The organism is uncultured Roseobacter sp. (genome assembly GCF_947495025.1).
In the GTDB taxonomy this organism is placed as follows: domain Bacteria; phylum Pseudomonadota; class Alphaproteobacteria; order Rhodobacterales; family Rhodobacteraceae; genus Roseobacter.
Genome location: NZ_CANLXG010000001.1, coordinates 1,201,938 through 1,220,548, shown reverse-complemented (window position 1 = coordinate 1,220,548; position 18,611 = coordinate 1,201,938). Strand labels below are relative to the sequence as shown.

Below are 18,611 nucleotides of genomic sequence, written 5' to 3'. Positions count from 1 at the left end.
GCAGGCTTGGTGATCTGCGGCGCAGGCCATAGGCTTGGGCTTTGTGACCTGGTGCCGGGGATTAGAATGATCCGTTTTCTCATATCAGTCTGCGTAACATTTGCTCTGCTGGCGGGATGTACGGAACAGGTCAGTAACGATCAGCCCGCGCGCATTCTGACCATGGGGGATTCCATGCTCGCCTGGCACGACGGCTCGGACAATTCAGTGTCGGACGTGATCGAGCAGATTCTCAATGAACCGGTTATAGATCGCTCTGTGCCGGGGGCACGCATCTTTTACCGGTTGCCGATCACCGGGGCGCTGGGCATGAATATCTCCAAGCAATACGTTCCGGCCGACTGGGACTGGGTTATCCTCAACGGTGGCGGAAATGACCTTTGGATGAGCTGCGCCTGTGCGTTCTGCGACCGCAGGATCAACCGCATGATTTCGGCTGATGGCAGCACCGGCGCAATTCCGGACATCATCGACCGGGCACAGACCGCCGGCGCACGGGTGATCTGGGTCGGATACCTGCGCAGCCCGGGAGTGCGTTCAGGTTTTGAACACTGCCGGGAAGAGGGTGACGAAATCGAAGCGCGTCTGGCCAGACGGGCCGCGACCGATGAAAACTTCTGGTTTGTGTCGATGAAGGATCTGGTGCCGTTCGGCGATCGTTCCTATCATGATGACGATATGGTGCACCCGTCCCGGAAAGGCAGTCGCGCCATTGCCCTGCGCGTCGCAGGGGTGATCAGAAACGCGTCCCCGGACCCGGCATACTGACCCGGCCCATCTGCGCGAGGGTCAGACTGGCCTCATCCGCGATCAGCTTCCAGAAGGCGGACAGCCCGTCGCGGCCACCGGCGGCAATCGCGAACTGCATCGCGCGGCCGAAAAAGACGAAATCTGCGCCCATCATATAGGCTTTTATGACGTCCTCACCGGAACGCATTCCGGTGTCGTAGAACAGCGGATAGTCGGGTCCAAGCGCCTGGCGGATCGCCTGCAGCGCCAGTATGGGCGGAGGTGCGCTGTCCAGTTGCCTGCCACCGTGGCTGGAAACCTGAATGGCATCGACGCCTTCCTTTTGCAGACGCACGGCATCATCGACATGAGTAACGCCCTTGGCGACCAGATTACCATCCCACTGATCCCGCAGCCTTTTGAGGAAATCCCAGTCGGCCAGTGCCCGGCTCTCGGTCCGGTCAAAGGTGAAACCCGGTGCTTTGAAATTCGCAAGATCCGGCGCGCCTGAGAGCAGGCTGGAGATCGACCACTGCGGGTGCAGCGCAAAGTCGATAAACTGCATCGGCCCGATCCGGAACGGCATCTTGAACCCGCGCCGCAACTCGCGCGGCCGCCGCCCGACTTCAGGCACATCCAGCGTCATGATCAGTGTTTTGTAACCGGCCGCTTTTGCGCGTTCGACAAGTTTTGTTGTCCCGCTGCCATCGCCGGAAAAATACAGCTGGAACCAGGCGTGACCGTCGGCTTCCTCGATCATCGTTTCAAGCGAGGTCGACGCCACGGTGGACACGCCACAGGGAACCTGATGTTTTGCGGCAATCCGCGCCAGCATGATATCCGCACCCGGCCCGGACAGATTGCACATGCCCATCGGGCTGATGCCAAAGGGCACCTTGCCTGCGTGATCAAAGACCGTACTGCCGATGTCACGTTCGGTCACATTGACCAGAACGCGCGGCTCCAGCGTGATGTCGCGCAGGGCGGCCAGATTGCGGGCTTCCGCCACACCTTCTCCGGCCGCCCCGTCAATATAGTCGAACACCATCCACGGCAGACGGCGGCGTGCCAGACGCCGCGCATCCGCGTAGGAGTGGATGGCATTCGCCCCTCCCACGGGTTCTTAAGCCTTTACCGCTTCCATGAAGCGGTGGCGGATCACCACCGGGTCAATCGTGATCACAGGCAGCTTGATGTTGCCGCTCTCACATTTGGCGACGATGATCGTCATCTGCCTGCTGTCGATTGCAGCCTGCAGAACTGTACCGGTGTCTTCGGCGGCACAGGTGACAACGTTCTCGCAGCCACAGGCCTTTGCGACATCCTCAAGCTTTGTCTTCTTGCCCGCGTATGTCGGCTGGTCACCGGTCGAGCCATAGGAGCCGTTGTCGATGATGAGCAGGATGTAGTTGTCGGTCACGTTGTTTGCGATCGTCGGCAGTGTGCCGAAATTCGTCAGGACCGAGCCGTCACCGTCGATGGAGATGACTGTTTTGTCCTGCGCCATGGCAAGGCCGAGACCGATGGAAGATGACAGGCCCATCGTGCCGAGCATGTAAAAGTTTTTGGCGTTGTCGTCGATCATGTGCAGCTCCTGGCTGGGCAGACCGATGTTGCAGACAACAAGCTGATCCCGGAGGATCGGCGCGATTTCACGAAGGATATCAGAACGGATCATTGGTCGCCGTAGCCTCCCCAGAAGGACGCATCCGTCAGGATCGCCACAGGTTTGTTGGACATAAAGCAGTATTTCAGAATTTCGGGCAGCTCGGCTGCATCTGCTTCCTTGTGGAAGTGGTACGTCGGGATGAGCATCTGGTTCAGCAGCGCCTTGGTGTGAACCGCCATTTCGACCTGGCAGGAAACCGGCTCGCGCAGTTCACCGCGATACGAGATCAGCATCGGCAATGGCATCCGGTAGAACTGTGTCAGCGTAGCCAGCGTGTTGATAGTCACACCGATCGCTGTGTTCTGCATGATGATCGCGGGCTTTTTGCCGCCCATAAAGGCACCGGCGCACAGCCCCATGCCTTCGTCTTCCTTGTTCGAAGGCACGTGGTGGATTTCCGGACGTGCTTCGACTTCGTCGATGACGCCAGCGAGCTGTTTACAGGGTACTGTGGTAATGAATTCAACGCCTTCGGCGACGAAATCGTCCACAATCTTGGAACTGATGGACACGTTTGATTACTCCTCGTGTTCGGGGATCAGAATGATTTTGGGTGCGGCAACCACACCCGATCGAATGTCCTGGAAAGCCTGCTGGCCTACGGCCAGAGGGCGCGTTTCGATCCAGTCAAGGGTGCCGAGGCTCCCGTCAAAAATCGCAGCGGCGGTTTCCCGGAAGTCCTGCGGCGTGTAGGTATAGGTACCGATAAAGGTGATTTCCTGCAGGGTCATCCGCCGCACATCGAGGCCACCGGTGTCCTCGCCCAGACCGATATGCGCAATCACGCCGCCCGGCTTTGCAAGTGCACTGGCAGCCGCGCGTGTTGCGGCATAGCCCACACCATCCACGATCAGATCGGCACTGCCATCGGCCGGTGCGTCAGGAGCGCCGGGCGCATGGGCACTGAAACCGTCAACCTCTTCGAGGCGCGCGCGCCGCAGGTCATTCGGTTCAATGAGTGAAATGTCGGTCGCGCCCTGTGCGCGCAGCGACAGGGCCGCACCCACGCCTATCGCACCTCCGCCGATCACGACACACCTGCGCCCCGAAAGATCGCCGCCCAGGACAGCACGCCCCAGACGCACCGCATGCCAGCCACAGGCAATCGGTTCCGCAAGTGCTGCATGACGCAGATCGACACCGTCGGGTACAGTGACCAGATTGCGCTCCGGCATGGCCACATATGCGGCAAAAGCACCTTCGCGCGGCGGCATGGAGATTATCTGGCGGTTCGGGCAGAGGTTCTCGCGGCCCGTTGCGCAGAATTCACAGGTCTGGCAGGCAACCAGCGGGTTGATGGTGACCCGGTCACCGTCGCGTGCGCCGCCCACAATCACGCCGGCGGCTTCGTGGCCCAGTGTCAGCGGGGCGGGGCGCCGGGCATCATGCCCGAGAAAGGCGTGCATGTCCGAGCCACAGATGCCCGAAGCCTCAATACGGATCAGATGTTCACCGTTTGCTGGAACAGGCATGGGCCGGTCCTGATAGGTGAGCTGCTCCACGTCAGTGTAAACCAGTGCTTTCATTTTGCGGTGAACCCCCCGTCCACAAAGAGAACCTGCCCGGTCACATAATCAGATGCAGATGCGCAGAAGAACATCAGTGGTCCGTCCAGATCGCTCGGCTCGCCGTTGCGCCCGATACAGGTCTGATCGGCATTGCGTTTCGACAGAACCGGATCTGCAAATACCGGCCCCGTCAGTTCGGTGCGAAAGAAACCGGGTGCGACGGCGTTGGCAGTCACACCATCCGGCGACCAGGCTTCTGCCATGGCGCGGGTCATCTGTTCGACACCACCCTTGGAAGCACCATAGGCGATGCCATTTGCAAAGGCGCGGCGCGACTGAAGCGAGGCGAAATTGATGATCCGCCCCCAGCCGCGTTTTTTCATGGCCGGCACCATGGCCCGGGCCAGGAAAAACGGTGCGGCAAGGTTCAGGTTCAGTGTGACGTCCCAGCCATCTGCCGTGACATCATCTGCGTTCTGGCGCGTGTTGATTCCCGCGGCGTTGATCAGAATGTCCGGTGCGCCAAAGGGTTCGGCGGCGGCCCGTGCGATGTCTTCGATGGCAGAGCGGTCGGCAAGATCGCCCGTGATCGCCGCAGTCTCGCCGGTGGCTTTGGCAGACCATTCGGCGAGAGCATCCGCCCGCCGGGCGATACCCACGACGCGCGCGCCTGCGCCTGCGAGCAGGGTTGCGGCCTGTCGGCCCAGCCCACTGCTCGCGCCGGTCACGCACACCACGCGTCCGCTGACATCAAAGAGCGCACTCATCTGATCAGTCGGCCGCTGAAAGGTCGAAGTTTTCCTGGGGGAAATACTTGTGCAGACGGGCGTCCGCCGTGCGGGCATGACCCTCCATACCCTCAAGCCGGGAAATCCGTGCTGTGGCCTCCGCGACAGGTTTTGCACCATCGCGTGTAGCGCGCTGCCAGGTGACGATTTTCATGTATTTGTGCACAGAAAGGCCGCCGGTATATTTCGCGGACTGCGATGTGGGCAGCACGTGGTTGGTACCTGATGCCTTGTCACCGAAGGCGACAGTCGTCTCTTCGCCCAGAAAGAGCGAGCCATAGCACTGCAGACGTTCCAGCCACCAGGGCAGGTCTTCGGCCTGAACGGTCAGGTGCTCCGGCGCATAGTCGTCAGAGCAGGCTGCCATTTCCTCGCGGTCGGCACAGACGATCACTTCGGCATAGTCGCGCCATGCCGCTTCTGCGTTGGCGCGGTTGAGCTCCGGCAGGTCAGCGATCAGACCGGGCACGATTTCCATGACTTTTTCTGCCAGCGCACGGTCGTCCGTGACCAGCCAGACGGGCGAGTTATAGCCGTGCTCGGCCTGGCCGACGAGATCGGTTGCCACGATGAACGGATCTGCAGTTTCGTCTGCGAGGATAAGGCTGTCGGTCGGTCCGGCGATCATGTCGATGCCAACGCGACCAAAGAGAATGCGTTTTGCCTCGGCCACAAACTGGTTGCCGGGGCCGACGAGAATGTCTGCCTTTGGCAGATCGAAGAGCCCGAAAGTCATGGCTGCGACGCCCTGGACACCCCCCATGGACAGGATCTTGTCCGCGCCACACAGGTTCGCTGCATAGATAATCGCTGGTGCGATACCGACGCCGGGGCGGGGCGGCGAGCAGGCAGTGATGTGCTGGCAACCGGCAACCTTGGCCGTTGTGACCGTCATGATGGCGCTGGCGATGTGGCTGTAACGTCCGCCGGGCACATAACAGCCGGCCGCACGGACCGGGATGGCTTTCTGACCAGCGATCAGGCCGGGAACCACTTCCAGTTCGACGTCAGTCATCGTGGATTTCTGAACTTCGGCAAACCGGCGCACGTTGTCATGGGCGAACGCGATGTCATCCTTGAGCTTTTGCGATACCTGACGACTGGCCGCCTCGATCTCTTCGGCGCTCAGGATAATGCTGCCCTGATAGTTGTCGAATTTCTCTGCATAGCGCAGGGCTTCCGCGTCGCCACCCGCTTCGATGTCGGCCAGAATGCCCTGGACTGTCTCGCGGACATCGCCAGCGTCCGTCATTGCGGTCTTGGTTGCTTTTTTCAGATAGTCACGGGCCATTTGCATACCTCCCTGGTCGTGCAGGTGTTCGAAGTGTCCGGGCCGATGGTGTGCCGCAGATTCTTCTGTTGTCCTGTATCGTGTAAGCGCTTGCACAGATCAATGCAAGCGCTTACACATGACTCGTTAATCTTTTTATTCCGTCCGGATTGCTGAAGGCGCATCCGGTATATGCAAACAGGACATCCGCCATGTCAGCGCCGACACTGGAAGACGTTGCCCGGCTCGCCGGGGTTTCCACAGCCAGTATTTCGCGCGCACTGAATACACCGGGTAAGGTTGCACCAGCGACCCGCAAACGGATCGAAAAAGCTATTGAGACGCTCGGGTATACACCCAATTTCGGCGGGCGCGCTCTGGCGTCCGGGCGGGCGAACACTGTCGGCGCCGTCATACCTTCGATGGCCAACGCGATGTTTGCCAACGCGCTTCAGTCGTTTCAGGAGGCTCTGACTGTCGAGGGCGTGAACCTTCTGGTTGCCACAACCGGGTTTGATCCGGTCCAGGAGCTGGCTGCAATCAAGTCGCTCGTGGCGCATGGGGCAGGTGGTCTGATGCTGATCGGGAATGATCGTCCGGACGAAACATGGGCCTTTCTTGAAAAGCGCCGCGTGCCCTATGTAATTGCGTGGAGCAGTTCAGCGCCGTCCGGGCGGCGGTTTGTCGGCTTTGACAACGCACAGGCCGCGGCAGATGCAGCGCGCCATGCGCTGGATACAGGCCACCGGCGCGTTGCCATGATCAGCGGCCGTGTCGACGGCAATGACCGGGCGCGGGCGCGCCGGGATGGTGTTGTCGCGGCGGTGCGTGCATTTGGAGAGGGCGCCCGGATGACCCATGTGGCGCAGGCAGAATACCTGCTGGACGATGGTGGGCGCGCATTCCGGGAAATCATGTCACAGAAGGACAAACCGACTGTCGTTATCTGTGGAAACGACGCGCTGGCCGCGGGAGCCATGGTCGCTGCGCGCGAGATGGGGATCGACCTGCCACAGGATATGTCTTTTGTCGGATTTGATGACATTGGTCTTGCGCGTGTCGTCACGCCGGCCCTGACAACGGTTCGCGTTCCACAGAACGGCATCGGTCGGGAAGTTGCAGGCCTGCTGTTGCAATACCTGAATCATGAAGAGCCCGGTCCCTCCGTGACACTTGAGACTGCCTTTGTCCGTCGGGCATCTCTTGTTGCACCCCGTGCATGATGGCCGGACTTGACATCGGATGCCTCAGTCCTTCTGACTTGACGCGACAGTTTTGATAAAAGGACCCCGCCATGATGAGAACCCGTGCCGCCGTCGCCGTTGCTGCCGGTCAGCCGCTTGAAATTATGGAGGTCAACCTTGAAGGACCCCGTGCAGGCGAAGTTCTGGTCGAGATCAAGGCAACCGGCCTGTGTCACACCGACGAATTCACCCGCTCGGGCGATGATCCTGAGGGCATCTTCCCGGCGATCCTTGGTCACGAGGGTGCCGGTGTTGTGGTCGAAGTTGGCGAAGGCGTTACAACGCTGGAAGTCGGTGACCATGTCATTCCGCTCTACACGCCCGAGTGCCGTGAGTGCGAGTACTGCCTGAACCCGAAAACGAACCTGTGCCAGAAGGTCCGCGCCACGCAGGGCCAGGGTCTGCTGCCGGACGGCTCTACGCGGTTTTCGATGCTGGATGGCACGCCGATCCACCACTACATGGGCTGCTCTACATTCGCCAATCATACAGTTGTGCCGGAGATAGCACTCGCAAAGGTCCGCAAAGACGCGCCCTTTGACAAGATCTGTTACATTGGCTGTGGCGTGACCACGGGCATCGGTGCGGTGATCAACACGGCCAAGGTCGAGATCGGTTCGCGCTGTGTGGTGTTCGGGCTGGGCGGCATTGGTCTGAACGTGATCCAGGGTCTGCGGCTCGCCGGTGCTGATCAGGTCGTCGGTGTCGATCTGAACGACGACAAGGAAGAAATGGGTCGCCATTTCGGCATGACCGATTTTGTGAATCCGTCAAAAGTGGATGGCGATATGGTCGCTCACCTCGTTGAGCTTACCGGCGGTGGGGCTGATTACACCTTTGACGCGACAGGCAATGTGAATGTCATGCGGACAGCTCTGGAGGCCGCCCACAAGGGCTGGGGTGAGAGCATTATCATCGGCGTTGCACCTGCTGGCGCAGAAATCTCGACCCGACCGTTCCAGCTGGTGACGGGACGCGTCTGGCGCGGTACAGCCTTTGGTGGTGCCAAGGGCCGGACCGACGTGCCAAAGATCGTCGACTGGTACATGGACGGCAAAATCGAGATCGACCCGATGATCACGCACAAGCTGAAGCTTGAAGAGATCAATCATGGTTTCGATCTGATGCACGAAGGCAAGTCCATCCGCGCCGTCGTAGAATTCTGACACAGCACGGGACACCGCGTCACCGTTGATGAAGGCCTCTGGCTGCCGTATTCTGCCGGCAACCAGAGGAAACCCAGGAAATGAAACTGACGGTCAACGGTACCGACCATGATGTTGAGGTAGCGGCAGAAATGCCGCTGCTCTGGGTTTTGCGCGATACGCTCGGCATAACGGGGCCGAAATACGGTTGCGGGATCGCGCAGTGCGGTGCCTGTACTGTACATATTGACGGGATCGCGGTGCGGTCGTGTCAGCTGGCCGTGGCGGATGTCGAAGGTGAGATCACGACGATCGAAACACCGGATGCGCCTGAAACGCTGAAGATCGTGCAGCAGGCCTGGATTGATCATCAGGTAGCGCAGTGCGGGTATTGCCAGGGCGGTCAGATCATGCAGGCGGCTTCGTTTCTGGACCTGGTTCCGGATCCCACAGACGAGGACATCGACGCAGCAATGAGCGGCAACCTCTGCCGGTGCGGAACATACCCGCGGATACGGGCCGCGGTCCGCTCTGCTGCGCGCCGCCTGAGTGGCGCATGATGCGTGCGGCGGCGTTTCTGTTTCTGTGGCCGGTGGTTGCATATGCACAGGAGCCGCAGGTGAGCGCGGCAGATGGTCTGGCCGCCTGGGACAGAATTTTCGAAGTCGTCTCGCACCCGCGGTGCGCCAACTGTCATACAGGCCCGTCCGACCGCCCCATGTGGTCCGGTCCCTCCTATGGCGAAACCAGGGTTCACGGGATGAACATCCGGGCCGGTGAAAGCCGCATCGGTGCAGAATTCATCCCCTGTCGCACCTGTCATGTCACCAGCAATACCGCGCAGAACGACACGCCCCATGCGGCGCCTCAGGTGGCAGACGCGTGGCGACTTGCCCCTGTTGAAGCGCACTGGTTCGGCCAGAGCAGTGACGACATCTGCCAGCAACTGCGTGATCCTGAACGGAACGGCGGGCGGACCGTTGAAGAACTGGTCGAGCACCTCGGTCATGATGTCATCCTGCACTGGGCCTGGGCCCCTGGCGGCGGGCGTGCGCCTGCACCCTACAGCCTCAGCATTCACATCCGGGACATGCAGATCTGGGGAAATGCCGGGCAACCCTGTGCGGCGGGCTGACGACGCAGCCTCCCGGTAGTCTACTCTGCCGCCGGCACGGTCAGCCCCAGACCGGAGACCGCACGGAGTTCTGTGAGAACCTGCGCTACCCCCTCACCATGGCGCAGGGCACAGAACACAAAGGGCCGCCCCGCACGCATCCGCCTGGCATCACGGTCCATCACATCCAGACACGCACCGACATGGGGTGCAAGATCGGTTTTATTGATGATCAGGATGTCCGAGCGTGTGATCGCAGGACCTCCCTTGCGCGGGATTTCCTCGCCCGCGGCCACGTCGATGACATAGAGTGTCACATCAGCGAGCTCCGGTGAGAAGGTCGCACTCAGGTTGTCGCCGCCGCTTTCGATCAGAATGGCCTCCACGTCCGGGTGGCGCTTTTGCATTTCGTCCACAGCGGCCAGGTTGATCGAGGCATCTTCGCGGATGGCGGTATGCGGGCATCCGCCGGTTTCGACACCGATGATCCGGTCCCGTGGCAGGATCTGCAGACGCAGCAGGGCATCGGCGTCCTCGCGGGTGTAGATATCATTCGTGATCACGCCGATAGAATGAGAAGGTGACAGGGCGCGGGCAAGCGCCGCGGTCAGGGTGGTTTTCCCGGCACCAACGGGACCGCCAATCCCGATACGCAACGGGCCATTCAGTCTGGTCATGTGCGAAAAACCTTTGAGTACTGGGTTTCGTGACGCATGGCCGCGATGTCTCCGGCGATGCAGTTGGAATAAAGCGGTGCGCCTTCAGCGCAGGCGTCACCGGCGACTTCGGTGATAAGCGGGCCCAGATCTGCAAGCACCTTCTGCCCTTCGGTCTGGCCCAGAGGAACAAGACGCACCGCAGCACTGATCAGGTTTGCCGCAAAGGCGTGCAGATAGGCTTCAGCGGTCAGATCCAGTGGCAGCTTGCGACGCGCTGCGGCCAGACCCACAGCGACCGGATAGGTGCACGGCCCGACAGCCGTTTGCCAGATGTCGTCCACTGTCCGGGCAAAGGCGGCCCCCTGATCGCGCGTTTCGGTCAGACGCTCAGCACCTGATGCCAGTGCCAGGGCAACTGCTTCCGTCTTTTCGGCATTGTCAGTACTGCGCCAGGCTTCGGCCAGCAGGGTCGCATCGCTGCGGCCGGCGCCATACCGGATGATATCCGTGACCCAGGACCGGAGTGTTTCGGCATCACGCAGGTTATCTGAGGCAATCACAGTTTCGAGCCCGTGACTGTAGGCAAAAGCACCCACCGGGAAACCGGGCGACATCCACTGCATGAGGGTCAGGACATCAGTGCTCATGATGGTGCGTGTGTTCATGGTCAGACCCGTAAGGGCCGTGCGCAGCAGTCTGGTCGTGACCATGCGTACGGCCATGCCCATAGGCACCACCTTCGGGTGTAAATGGCTCGGTCACTTCGCGGACCTGCGCGCCAAGCTTTGTCAGCATATCGGTCATGACCTTGTCCTGCTGTATGAGCAGGCGCGCGGCTTCGATCTGGCAGGGAGTGTGGCGGTTACCAACGTGCCAGGCGATCCGGTGCAGGTCCTGCCCGGTAATCTCGAGCAGCGGTTCGGGCGCCGCCACTACGCGGATAAGCGCGCCGTCTGTTGTCTGCAGCGCATCGCCGTCTCCGATGGACGTGGTGCGGGGCAGGTCAATCAGGACCTGGCGGCCAGCCCGCGTTGTCAGTACTTTGCGCCGCAAAAAGCGCGCATCATAATCGAGGCTAACCTCGTCGGCAGCGGCGTCGGACAGTGGTACAACATTTTGTGCAGTCTGCATTGCGCACTCCTCAGAACATAAAATAGCGTTGTGCCATGGGCAGTACGTCAGCGGGTTGACAGGTCAGCAGCTCGCCATCGGCGCGCACCTCATATGTCTCGGGGTTCACCTCAATCACCGGCAGGGCATCGTTCAGAACAAGGTCCTTTTTTCCGATCCCGCGTGTCCCCCTGACGGCGACCACATCCTTGGCCAGCCCCAGTGTATCGCGGATCCCCGCAGCTTCGGCAGCAGCGCTCACAAATGTGACTGCCGAGCGTTCGACAGACCTGCCAAAGGCCCCGAACATCGGGCGGGAATAGACAGGCTGAGGTGTCGGAATAGAGGCATTCGGATCGCCCATCTGCGCACAGACAATCGTGCCGGCCATCAGAACCATCTCTGGCTTTACGCCGAAAAACGCCGGGTTCCACAGGCACAGATCTGCGCGTTTGCCGACCTCGATACTGCCGATCTCGTGGCTGATACCATGGGCGATGGCCGGGTTGATCGTATATTTGGCAATATAACGCCGCACCCGCAGATTGTCGTTTTCACCGGTCTCTTCTGCCAGTCGCCCGCGTTGTTTCTTCATTTTGTCTGCTGTCTGCCAGGTGCGGATCAGCACCTCGCCCACGCGGCCCATGGCCTGGCTGTCGCTTGCGATGATCGAAAACGCGCCCATGTCATGCAGGATGTCTTCTGCGGCAATAGTTTCGCGCCGGATGCGGCTTTCGGCAAAGGCGACATCCTCAGGGATCGATTTGTCCAGATGGTGGCAGACCATCAGCATGTCCAGGTGCTCTTCGAGCGTATTTACCGTAAACGGCCTGGTCGGGTTGGTCGAGGACGGGATCACATTGGCATCCCCGCAGATTTTGATGATGTCCGGTGCGTGTCCGCCCCCTGCGCCCTCGGTGTGAAAGGCGTGGATAGTGCGTCCCTTGATGGCCGCGACCGTGTTCTCAACAAAACCGCTTTCGTTGAGTGTATCTGTGTGGATCATCACCTGAACGTCCATGTCGTCGGCCACGCTCAGACAGCAGTCAATCGCGCCGGGTGTCGTCCCCCAGTCCTCGTGCAGCTTCATTGCACAGGCACCACCTTCGACCATTTCGACAAGGGCTTCAGGCAAAGACGCGTTCCCCTTGCCTGAAATGCCAAAGTTCATCGGAAAGGCGTCCAGAGACTGCAGCATCCGCCCGATATGCCACGCGCCGGGCGTACAGGTCGTGGCCAGCGTACCGTGGGCAGGCCCTGTCCCGCCGCCCAGCATTGTGGTGACGCCGGAATGCAGCGCATCCTCGATCTGCTGTGGGCAGATAAAATGGATGTGACTGTCAAAGCCACCGGCTGTCAGAATGCGCCCTTCGCCCGCGATCGCCTCGGTCGAGGGACCGACGATGATATCCACGCCGGGCTGGGTGTCGGGGTTGCCAGCCTTGCCGATCGTTTCGATGCGACCATCGCGCAGGCCGACGTCTGCTTTGTAAATGCCGGTGTGATCAACGATCAGCGCGTTGGTGATAACAGTATCCACAGCCCCGCCGGCGCGGGTGACCTGGCTCTGACCCATGCCATCGCGGATCACTTTGCCGCCGCCGAATTTCACTTCTTCGCCGTAGGTCGTCAGATCCCTTTCCACTTCGATCACCAGGTCGGTGTCGGCCAGCCTGACACGGTCGCCCGTTGTCGGGCCGAACATGGCGGCGTAATTGTCGCGGGAAATGCGTGTTGCCATGTCTCAGAGGTCCCCCATGATCTTCTGGTTAAAGCCAAAAATGCGGCGCGCGCCAGACACCGGGATCAGCTGCACTTCGCGGCGCTGTCCCGGTTCAAACCGCACAGCTGTGCCCGCGGCGATGTCCAGCCTGCAGCCGCGCGCGGCGTCGCGGTCGAACTCCAGCGCGCCGTTGGCTTCTGCAAAATGATAGTGGCTGCCGATCTGAACCGGGCGGTCGCCGGTGTTCGCGACCATCAGCGTAATGCTTTCGGTGCCGTCGTTCAGGGTGATATCGCCATCGGCGGTGATGATCTCTCCGGGTATCATGTGCGCCTCCTCAGCGGATCGGGTTGTGGACGGTCACCAGCTTGGTGCCATCTGGGAACGTGGCCTCGACCTGAACGTCGTGGATCATCTCGGGCACGCCTTCCATGCACTGCGCACGGGTCACGACATGCGCACCGGCCTCCATCATGTCGGCAACCGATCGTCCGTCACGCGCGCCCTCAACCACGGCGTCCGTGATCAGGGCGATGGCCTCGGGGTGGTTCAGTTTCACGCCGCGCGCCAGTCGTCTGCGCGCAACTTCTGCGGCCATGGCGATAAGCAGTTTGTCTTTCTCTCTCGGGGTCAGCTGCATGGGTCAGAGTCTCCAGCTTCTGGGCAGTTTGTCTTTGGTGAGGTGGTCAAGCAAGGGGACAAGCGCCTGGCGCAGCGCATATCCATCGTCAGCAAGAAAGCGGCAGAGCAGAACATCTGGCGCCAGCAGGCTCGCCCCACCCGATTTTCCTGCGCTCTGGCGGGCAAAGTCCAGCGCGCCACCGGCTGCGGGATGGACCCACAGCACGCTGGCCATGGCCCGTGCGCCGCCCGCGATGGCCGGGCGGTCGAGCTGTGATGCCACGTCGCCGGAAAATCTCAGACCATCGACCCAGAGCGGGACATTATTCCGCCGGACCTCGATACGATCGGAAAAGAACAGTTGCCGGACATCTTCGCCCATCGCCTGGCGGCCAAAGATCAGCGGTTCCACCATCAGAAAATGTGCCGCCGTCCCAAGGTCTGCCTGAAAGTCCCGGGTCAGTGCCGCGCCCTCAAATAAAATGGTTTCCTGCGGCAACCAGTGCAACGTCGCGCCATCTGCCACCTGCAGACGGTTCCTGACCTGGCCCGTCTGAGCAGCCTGAGCGCGGTAGGCGCGCTCTGCTGCCTGGGTCGTGATCGTCAGATGTGTGTCCTGTTCCGCCGATGCGGTTGTGGCAAACTGATCACCACCGGTGATGCCACCTGCTGTATTGACGAGTACCGCTTCGACGTCCTGCCGGTTACACGGAAACAGAAGCTTGAGGGCGCCGGCCTGACGCAGGGTGCCGATTACGGTACGCGTATCTCTCGCCCTGACAGACACCCGCGCTTCGCCGACCGCGCGCGGCTGATCCAGAGGTGTTAGGGTGGACATCAGCACGTCGGGCTGCTCCCGGTGGTCTCAGTGAACCAGCAGACTTTCCCATGCTGCCCGGTGTTTGACCAATGTCTTTTCACTTTTTGTCAGAAATTTCAGACAGCTGCACATTTTTTCAGCAACGGGTGTCTGACCCCCGGGCATTACAGGCCGGGAATTTTCCGCGTGGGTCCCGGATCGAGCCGCCAGATGTGTCCGGCAGTGCCTTGCGGGAACACCTCGGTAACAATCGGGTCATGCCCGGGCACGATGAGCTCTGGTTTGCTGGCCAGTCTGAGCAAAGTGTCGAAACCCTCCAGCATGTCCTGCAGGTCGACAACAATAGGAAAGGGCTTTCTGGCCACAAAGTTTTCGTAGTAATGCGCAGCGTCCGATGCCAGAACCATCCATCCCTGCTCCGTACGCACCCGTACAGCCTGAAGGCCTCTGCTGTGGCCACCGATGCAATGGACGGTGACGCCTTCGGCTATTTCCGCTTCGCCGTCCGTGAAAACGACCTTGCCGGAGTACAGACGCTTTACGGCCTCGCAGATATGGCCTGCGGTAAAGGGCATTCGCAATGCTTCATGGCACATGCAGGGTCCCGTAGCATAAGCCATTTCTGCTGCCTGCATGTGCAGGCGGGCATTGGGGAACAGGTGCAGACCGCCAGCATGATCATAGTGAAGATGCGTGACGATGACGTCTGTGATGTCATCCGGCGCGATTCCAAGCGGGGCGAGCGCAGCAGCCGGGTCAAGCCGGATCGGGCGATCGCGACTGGTGGCCTCGGCGGTGTCATATCCTGTATCGACGAGTATTGACCTGGCGCCACATCGCAGCAGCCACATAAAGTAGTCCATCGGATGCGGCGCATCATGGTTGTCATCAAAGATAAAACTGTCGCGGCGGGTTCTGCTGTTTCTGTCCGCATATTTCACCGCATGGATTTCCCAGGTGCTCACTGGCGCACCTCCGACCAGGTCGCGACGGTTTTTTCCGCGACCATTGCCTCTGTCTCTTCTGCGAAGCTGAGAAAGTGTGGCAGCGTCAGATGAGCTGTGAAGTCAGCCTCTGTGTCGTAAAGCTCATACAGAAAAACAGTATCCGGACGGGCGGGATCGGTCACCACATCGAACTGTCGACATCCCGGCTCATCGCGCAGGGATGCCGATGCATTCGCATACATCAGCGGGAGAAAATCCGGCATTCTGCCCGGCGCAATCGCGAAGGTGACGGTCACAGCGTACATACATATTTCTCCCGTGCAGTCTGGCTCTGAGGACTGTGCACCGGTGTAACCGCACCGGGCAAGTCTGGCCTGCAATTGTTAATGAGTTTTTTGTTGCATACTTTAATGTATGCATTAAAGAGTAAAGTACCATTTTTCAGGCCCCAGGCTGACAGTCAGGAGATCAGATGAAGTCAAATTTTGAAATTGCCGTTTTCGAGGGTGACGGCATTGGCCCGGAAATCACGCGGCCGACGGTCGAGATCCTCGCGGCGCTGGCTGGCAAAAGCGGATACCGTCTCAGCTTTGATACCGTGCCGGCGGGCGCTGCGCATTATGCTAGAACAGGGGAATCGCTGCCGGAGGCATCTTTGAGGACCGCCCGTGCGGCGGATGCCATTCTTCTGTCCGCAATGGGACTGCCGTCGGTGCGTTACCCCGATGGGACAGAGATTTCGCCACAGATTGATCTGAGAAAAGAGCTGACCCTTTTTGCGGGCGTCCGGCCTGTGCGGATCTTTCCCGGTCAGCGTACGCCGCTGAACCTGCCAGAGGGAAATGAGGTTGATTTTGTCCTGATCCGCGAAAGCACAGAAGGATTGTTTCACACCCAGGGCTGCGGAGAAGTCAGCGAAAACGAAGCACGGGAAACACTGCTGATCACGCGCGATATCTCAGAAAAGCTCTTCCGGTTCGCTTTTGAACTGGCGCGCGAACGCCGTGACGCCGGGAGAGGACCGGGCCGGGTCACCTGTGTGGACAAGGCAAATGTGTTCCGGGCCTTTGCCTATTTCAGGTCTCTCTTTGATGCAGAAGCCCGAAAGCACCCTGACCTGCAGGCCGATCACGCCTACGTCGATGCGACTGCACTGTGGTTCGTTCTCAAGCCATGGGATTTTGACGTTCTGGTCACCGAAAATATGTTCGGCGACATCCTCTCAGACCTCGGCGCGGGTCTGATGGGCGGGCTTGGCGTTGCACCGTCCGCGGACATCGGTCTGAATAATGCAGTCTTTCAGCCATGCCATGGCTCCGCGCCGGATATCGCCGGTCAGGGGGTGGCAAACCCTATGGCAATGATCCTCTCTGCGTCCATGATGCTTGACTGGCTTGGCCTGCGGTTTGATGCCCCGGCGCTCCGGCAGGATGGCAGAGTATTGCGCGAGGCCGTTGAACGGGTGATCTCGCGCGGGCAGGTTCTGACCGCAGACTTTGGCGGGCATGCAACAACACAGGAGGCGGCGGCAGCTGTGGCCGCGGAACTCGGGCTATGAGCACACCGGATACGCTGCGTGTTGCCTGTCTCGGTGCCGGCTATTTCAGCCAGTTCCACTATGACGCATGGAGCCGCATTGAAGGCGTTGAGACGATTGCGTCCGCTGACCTGAATATTGCAGCGGCGCAGGCGACCGGACTGCCCGCTTTCGGCAGCCTGGCCGCGATGCTGGACGCCGGAGTACCGGACATCTTGGACATTATTCTGCCGCCACCCGGTCATGCGACCTCTGTGCGCCGGGCCATCGCGGCCGGCGTTGGGACGATAATCTGTCAGAAACCTTTTTGCCTGGACCTTCGTGAGGCGCGGGAGATTGTCGAAGAAGCCCGTGCCGCTGGTGTCACGCTGGTTGTGCACGAGAATTTCCGTTTTATGCCATGGTACCGTGTCATCCGGGATCAGATTGCGTGCGGCAGGATCGGAAGACCGATGCAGGCGACGTTCCGGCTGCGCCCCGGAGACGGGCAGGGGCCGGAGGCCTATCTCGACCGCCAGCCTTACTTTCAGCAGATGCCCCGGTTTCTGATACATGAAACAGGTGTGCACTGGATCGACACGTTCCGGTTTATCTTCGGCGACCCCACCGCAGTTTACGCAGATCTGCGCCAGCTGAATCCCGCCATCGCCGGTGAGGACGCAGGCATGGTGCATTTCGATCATCCTGACGGTGTCCGCACTGTTTTTGACGGCAACCGGCTTGCGGACCATGTGGCCGACAACCTGCGGCGCACCATGGGTGAGGCGGTTTTCGAAGGGACAGATGGCTGCCTTACGCTTCTGGGCGACGGCAGCGTTTCGTTCCGCGCCTTTGGATCAGACAAATCAGAAAACGTGCTGGCACCGGATGAGGCGAACGGATTCGGCGGTGATTGTGTGCGGCATCTGCAGGCCCATGTCGTGGATTGTGTGCGAACCGGCCGGACACCGGAAAACACAGCGGCTGACTACCTGACAGTAATCGCTGTGCGTGATGCCATCTACGCTTCGGCTGAAAACGGGCGTAAGGTCATGCTATGATTTTCGGGCCGCCAAATGATTTCAGGGAAAAGTCCAACAGTTATCGCGCTGTGGGTGAGCTCAGGCGCCTGATCTTTGCCGGCGAGCTTTCTCCCGGATCCGATCACCTCGAAACAGAACTTGCAGAGCGGCTGGGCATGTCCCGGACGCCCGTGCGCGAAGCAGCTCTGATGCTTGAGGCACAGGGCCTTGTTGAGGTCCGGCCGCGGCGTGGCATCCGCATCCTGCCGGTGTCTCCCGAAGACATGCAGGAAATTTACGATATTCTGACCGAACTGGAAGCGCTGGCAGCTGCCCGTGCCGCATCGGCACCTGCCGGGGAACGCGATCTGTCCCTGCTGGAACGCAGCATCGAGGATATGGACGCGGCTCTCAAATCCGAAGATCGTCAGGCCTGGGCAGATGCAGACGAGCGGTTTCACTCTGAACTCGTGCGGCTTGGCGGGAACCGGCGTGTCGAGGCGATCACGGCAATGATGGCCGACCAGGTGCGCCGCGCGCGGGCGATGACCCTTTATATGCGTCCGGCTCCGGTCAAGTCACATGAGGATCACAGAGGTGTTCTGGAGGCAATCCGGTCCGGCGATGCAGAGGCTGCCCGCCGGATTCATCACTCTCACAGGACAGAGGCCGGTGCCATGCTCATAGCGCTTTTGCGTCAACACCGCTTTCACCAGCTCTGACGCG

At 60.4% G+C, this 18,611-nt stretch carries 23 protein-coding genes; 8 read left to right on the top strand and 15 right to left on the bottom strand.

All coding sequences use genetic code 11. The features are described from left to right. Positions 1-66: 66 nt before the first annotated feature. Positions 67-768 (top strand): SGNH/GDSL hydrolase family protein, encoded by a 702-nt coding sequence (locus Q0792_RS05810; RefSeq protein ID WP_298837406.1) that lies wholly within the window; start codon positions 67-69, stop codon positions 766-768. Here the strand turns inward: Q0792_RS05810 and Q0792_RS05805 are convergent. From Q0792_RS05805 to hisD, 6 genes are all read right to left on the bottom strand, one after another. Further along, a complete protein-coding gene (locus Q0792_RS05805) occupies positions 737-1,777 on the bottom strand; it encodes an alpha-hydroxy acid oxidase (protein WP_367276767.1) in 1,041 nt (346 codons plus the stop codon). The genes Q0792_RS05810 and Q0792_RS05805 overlap by 32 nt on opposite strands. A gap of 75 nt (positions 1,778-1,852) precedes the next feature. Continuing rightward, positions 1,853-2,407 (bottom strand): sulfopyruvate decarboxylase subunit beta, encoded by a 555-nt coding sequence (comE, locus tag Q0792_RS05800; protein ID WP_298837400.1) that lies wholly within the window; start codon positions 2,405-2,407, stop codon positions 1,853-1,855. After that, positions 2,404-2,910, bottom strand: a complete 507-nt coding sequence (gene comD / locus Q0792_RS05795; protein ID WP_298837398.1) for a sulfopyruvate decarboxylase subunit alpha — start codon at positions 2,908-2,910, stop codon at positions 2,404-2,406. Before comD ends, comE begins: the two co-directional genes overlap by 4 nt. Before the next feature lie 6 nt (positions 2,911-2,916). Beyond that, a complete protein-coding gene (locus tag Q0792_RS05790) occupies positions 2,917-3,924 on the bottom strand; it encodes an alcohol dehydrogenase catalytic domain-containing protein (RefSeq protein ID WP_298837395.1) in 1,008 nt (335 codons plus the stop codon). Continuing rightward, positions 3,921-4,673 carry an SDR family oxidoreductase gene (locus Q0792_RS05785; RefSeq protein ID WP_298837392.1) on the bottom strand — a complete coding sequence of 251 codons (753 nt, stop codon included), beginning with the start codon at positions 4,671-4,673 and terminating at the stop codon, positions 3,921-3,923. Before Q0792_RS05785 ends, Q0792_RS05790 begins: the two co-directional genes overlap by 4 nt. Positions 4,674-4,677: 4 nt before the next feature. Beyond that, on the bottom strand, positions 4,678-5,985 hold the full coding sequence (hisD, locus tag Q0792_RS05780; RefSeq protein WP_298837391.1) for a histidinol dehydrogenase: 1,308 nt from the start codon (positions 5,983-5,985) through the stop codon (positions 4,678-4,680). A 191-nt stretch (positions 5,986-6,176) separates the two neighbouring features. Between hisD and Q0792_RS05775 the strand changes: the two genes are divergently transcribed. The 4 genes from Q0792_RS05775 (at position 6,177) to Q0792_RS05760 (ending at position 9,488) form a co-directional block, all read left to right on the top strand. After that, positions 6,177-7,187: a LacI family DNA-binding transcriptional regulator gene (locus Q0792_RS05775; RefSeq protein WP_298837389.1), complete on the top strand. Its 1,011-nt coding sequence runs from the start codon at positions 6,177-6,179 to the stop codon at positions 7,185-7,187. Between the two features lie 74 nt (positions 7,188-7,261). Then, positions 7,262-8,374, top strand: a complete 1,113-nt coding sequence (locus Q0792_RS05770; protein ID WP_298838636.1) for an S-(hydroxymethyl)glutathione dehydrogenase/class III alcohol dehydrogenase — start codon at positions 7,262-7,264, stop codon at positions 8,372-8,374. A gap of 80 nt (positions 8,375-8,454) precedes the next feature. After that, on the top strand, positions 8,455-8,913 hold the full coding sequence (locus Q0792_RS05765) for a (2Fe-2S)-binding protein (protein ID WP_298837387.1): 459 nt from the start codon (positions 8,455-8,457) through the stop codon (positions 8,911-8,913). After that, a complete protein-coding gene (locus tag Q0792_RS05760; protein WP_298837386.1) occupies positions 8,910-9,488 on the top strand; it encodes a hypothetical protein in 579 nt (192 codons plus the stop codon). Before Q0792_RS05765 ends, Q0792_RS05760 begins: the two co-directional genes overlap by 4 nt. 20 nt (positions 9,489-9,508) lie before the next feature. On the opposite strand, the gene ureG is transcribed toward Q0792_RS05760, so the two are convergent. The 9 genes from ureG to Q0792_RS05715 form a co-directional block, all read right to left on the bottom strand. Further along, entirely contained in the window at positions 9,509-10,144 is a 636-nt protein-coding gene (gene ureG / locus Q0792_RS05755) for an urease accessory protein UreG (RefSeq protein ID WP_298837384.1), read from the bottom strand. After that, positions 10,141-10,773, bottom strand: a complete 633-nt coding sequence (locus tag Q0792_RS05750; protein WP_298838633.1) for an urease accessory protein UreF — start codon at positions 10,771-10,773, stop codon at positions 10,141-10,143. The genes ureG and Q0792_RS05750 overlap by 4 nt, the downstream gene beginning before the upstream one ends. Beyond that, the gene (gene ureE / locus Q0792_RS05745; RefSeq protein ID WP_298837382.1) at positions 10,763-11,257 is read right to left on the bottom strand and encodes an urease accessory protein UreE; all 495 of its coding nucleotides are present in this window, start codon (positions 11,255-11,257) and stop codon (positions 10,763-10,765) included. The genes Q0792_RS05750 and ureE overlap by 11 nt, the downstream gene beginning before the upstream one ends. Before the next feature lie 10 nt (positions 11,258-11,267). Further along, positions 11,268-12,977: an urease subunit alpha gene (gene ureC, locus Q0792_RS05740; RefSeq protein WP_298837380.1), complete on the bottom strand. Its 1,710-nt coding sequence runs from the start codon at positions 12,975-12,977 to the stop codon at positions 11,268-11,270. 3 nt (positions 12,978-12,980) lie between these two features. Further along, on the bottom strand, positions 12,981-13,286 hold the full coding sequence (locus Q0792_RS05735; RefSeq protein ID WP_298837378.1) for an urease subunit beta: 306 nt from the start codon (positions 13,284-13,286) through the stop codon (positions 12,981-12,983). Positions 13,287-13,296: 10 nt separating this feature from the next. Next, positions 13,297-13,599, bottom strand: a complete 303-nt coding sequence (locus tag Q0792_RS05730) for an urease subunit gamma (RefSeq protein ID WP_298837376.1) — start codon at positions 13,597-13,599, stop codon at positions 13,297-13,299. Between the two features lie 3 nt (positions 13,600-13,602). Further along, positions 13,603-14,418, bottom strand: a complete 816-nt coding sequence (locus Q0792_RS05725) for an urease accessory protein UreD (protein WP_298837374.1) — start codon at positions 14,416-14,418, stop codon at positions 13,603-13,605. 146 nt (positions 14,419-14,564) lie between these two features. Next, on the bottom strand, positions 14,565-15,365 hold the full coding sequence (locus Q0792_RS05720; RefSeq protein WP_298837372.1) for an N-acyl homoserine lactonase family protein: 801 nt from the start codon (positions 15,363-15,365) through the stop codon (positions 14,565-14,567). After that, complete coding sequence (locus Q0792_RS05715) at positions 15,362-15,652, bottom strand: putative quinol monooxygenase (protein WP_298837370.1); 291 nt, start codon at positions 15,650-15,652, stop codon at positions 15,362-15,364. The genes Q0792_RS05720 and Q0792_RS05715 overlap by 4 nt, the downstream gene beginning before the upstream one ends. Positions 15,653-15,819: 167 nt before the next feature. On the opposite strand from Q0792_RS05715, the gene Q0792_RS05710 reads away from it, so the two are divergent. Genes Q0792_RS05710 through Q0792_RS05700 form a run of 3 tightly spaced genes read left to right on the top strand, consistent with a single transcriptional unit; the run spans position 15,820 to position 18,607 of the window. Continuing rightward, a complete protein-coding gene (locus Q0792_RS05710) occupies positions 15,820-16,905 on the top strand; it encodes an isocitrate/isopropylmalate family dehydrogenase (RefSeq protein WP_298837368.1) in 1,086 nt (361 codons plus the stop codon). Continuing rightward, positions 16,902-17,924 (top strand): Gfo/Idh/MocA family oxidoreductase, encoded by a 1,023-nt coding sequence (locus tag Q0792_RS05705; RefSeq protein WP_298837366.1) that lies wholly within the window; start codon positions 16,902-16,904, stop codon positions 17,922-17,924. The genes Q0792_RS05710 and Q0792_RS05705 overlap by 4 nt, the downstream gene beginning before the upstream one ends. Further along, a complete protein-coding gene (locus Q0792_RS05700; protein WP_298837364.1) occupies positions 17,921-18,607 on the top strand; it encodes a GntR family transcriptional regulator in 687 nt (228 codons plus the stop codon). The genes Q0792_RS05705 and Q0792_RS05700 overlap by 4 nt, the downstream gene beginning before the upstream one ends. The last annotated feature ends 4 nt before the right edge of the window (positions 18,608-18,611 follow it).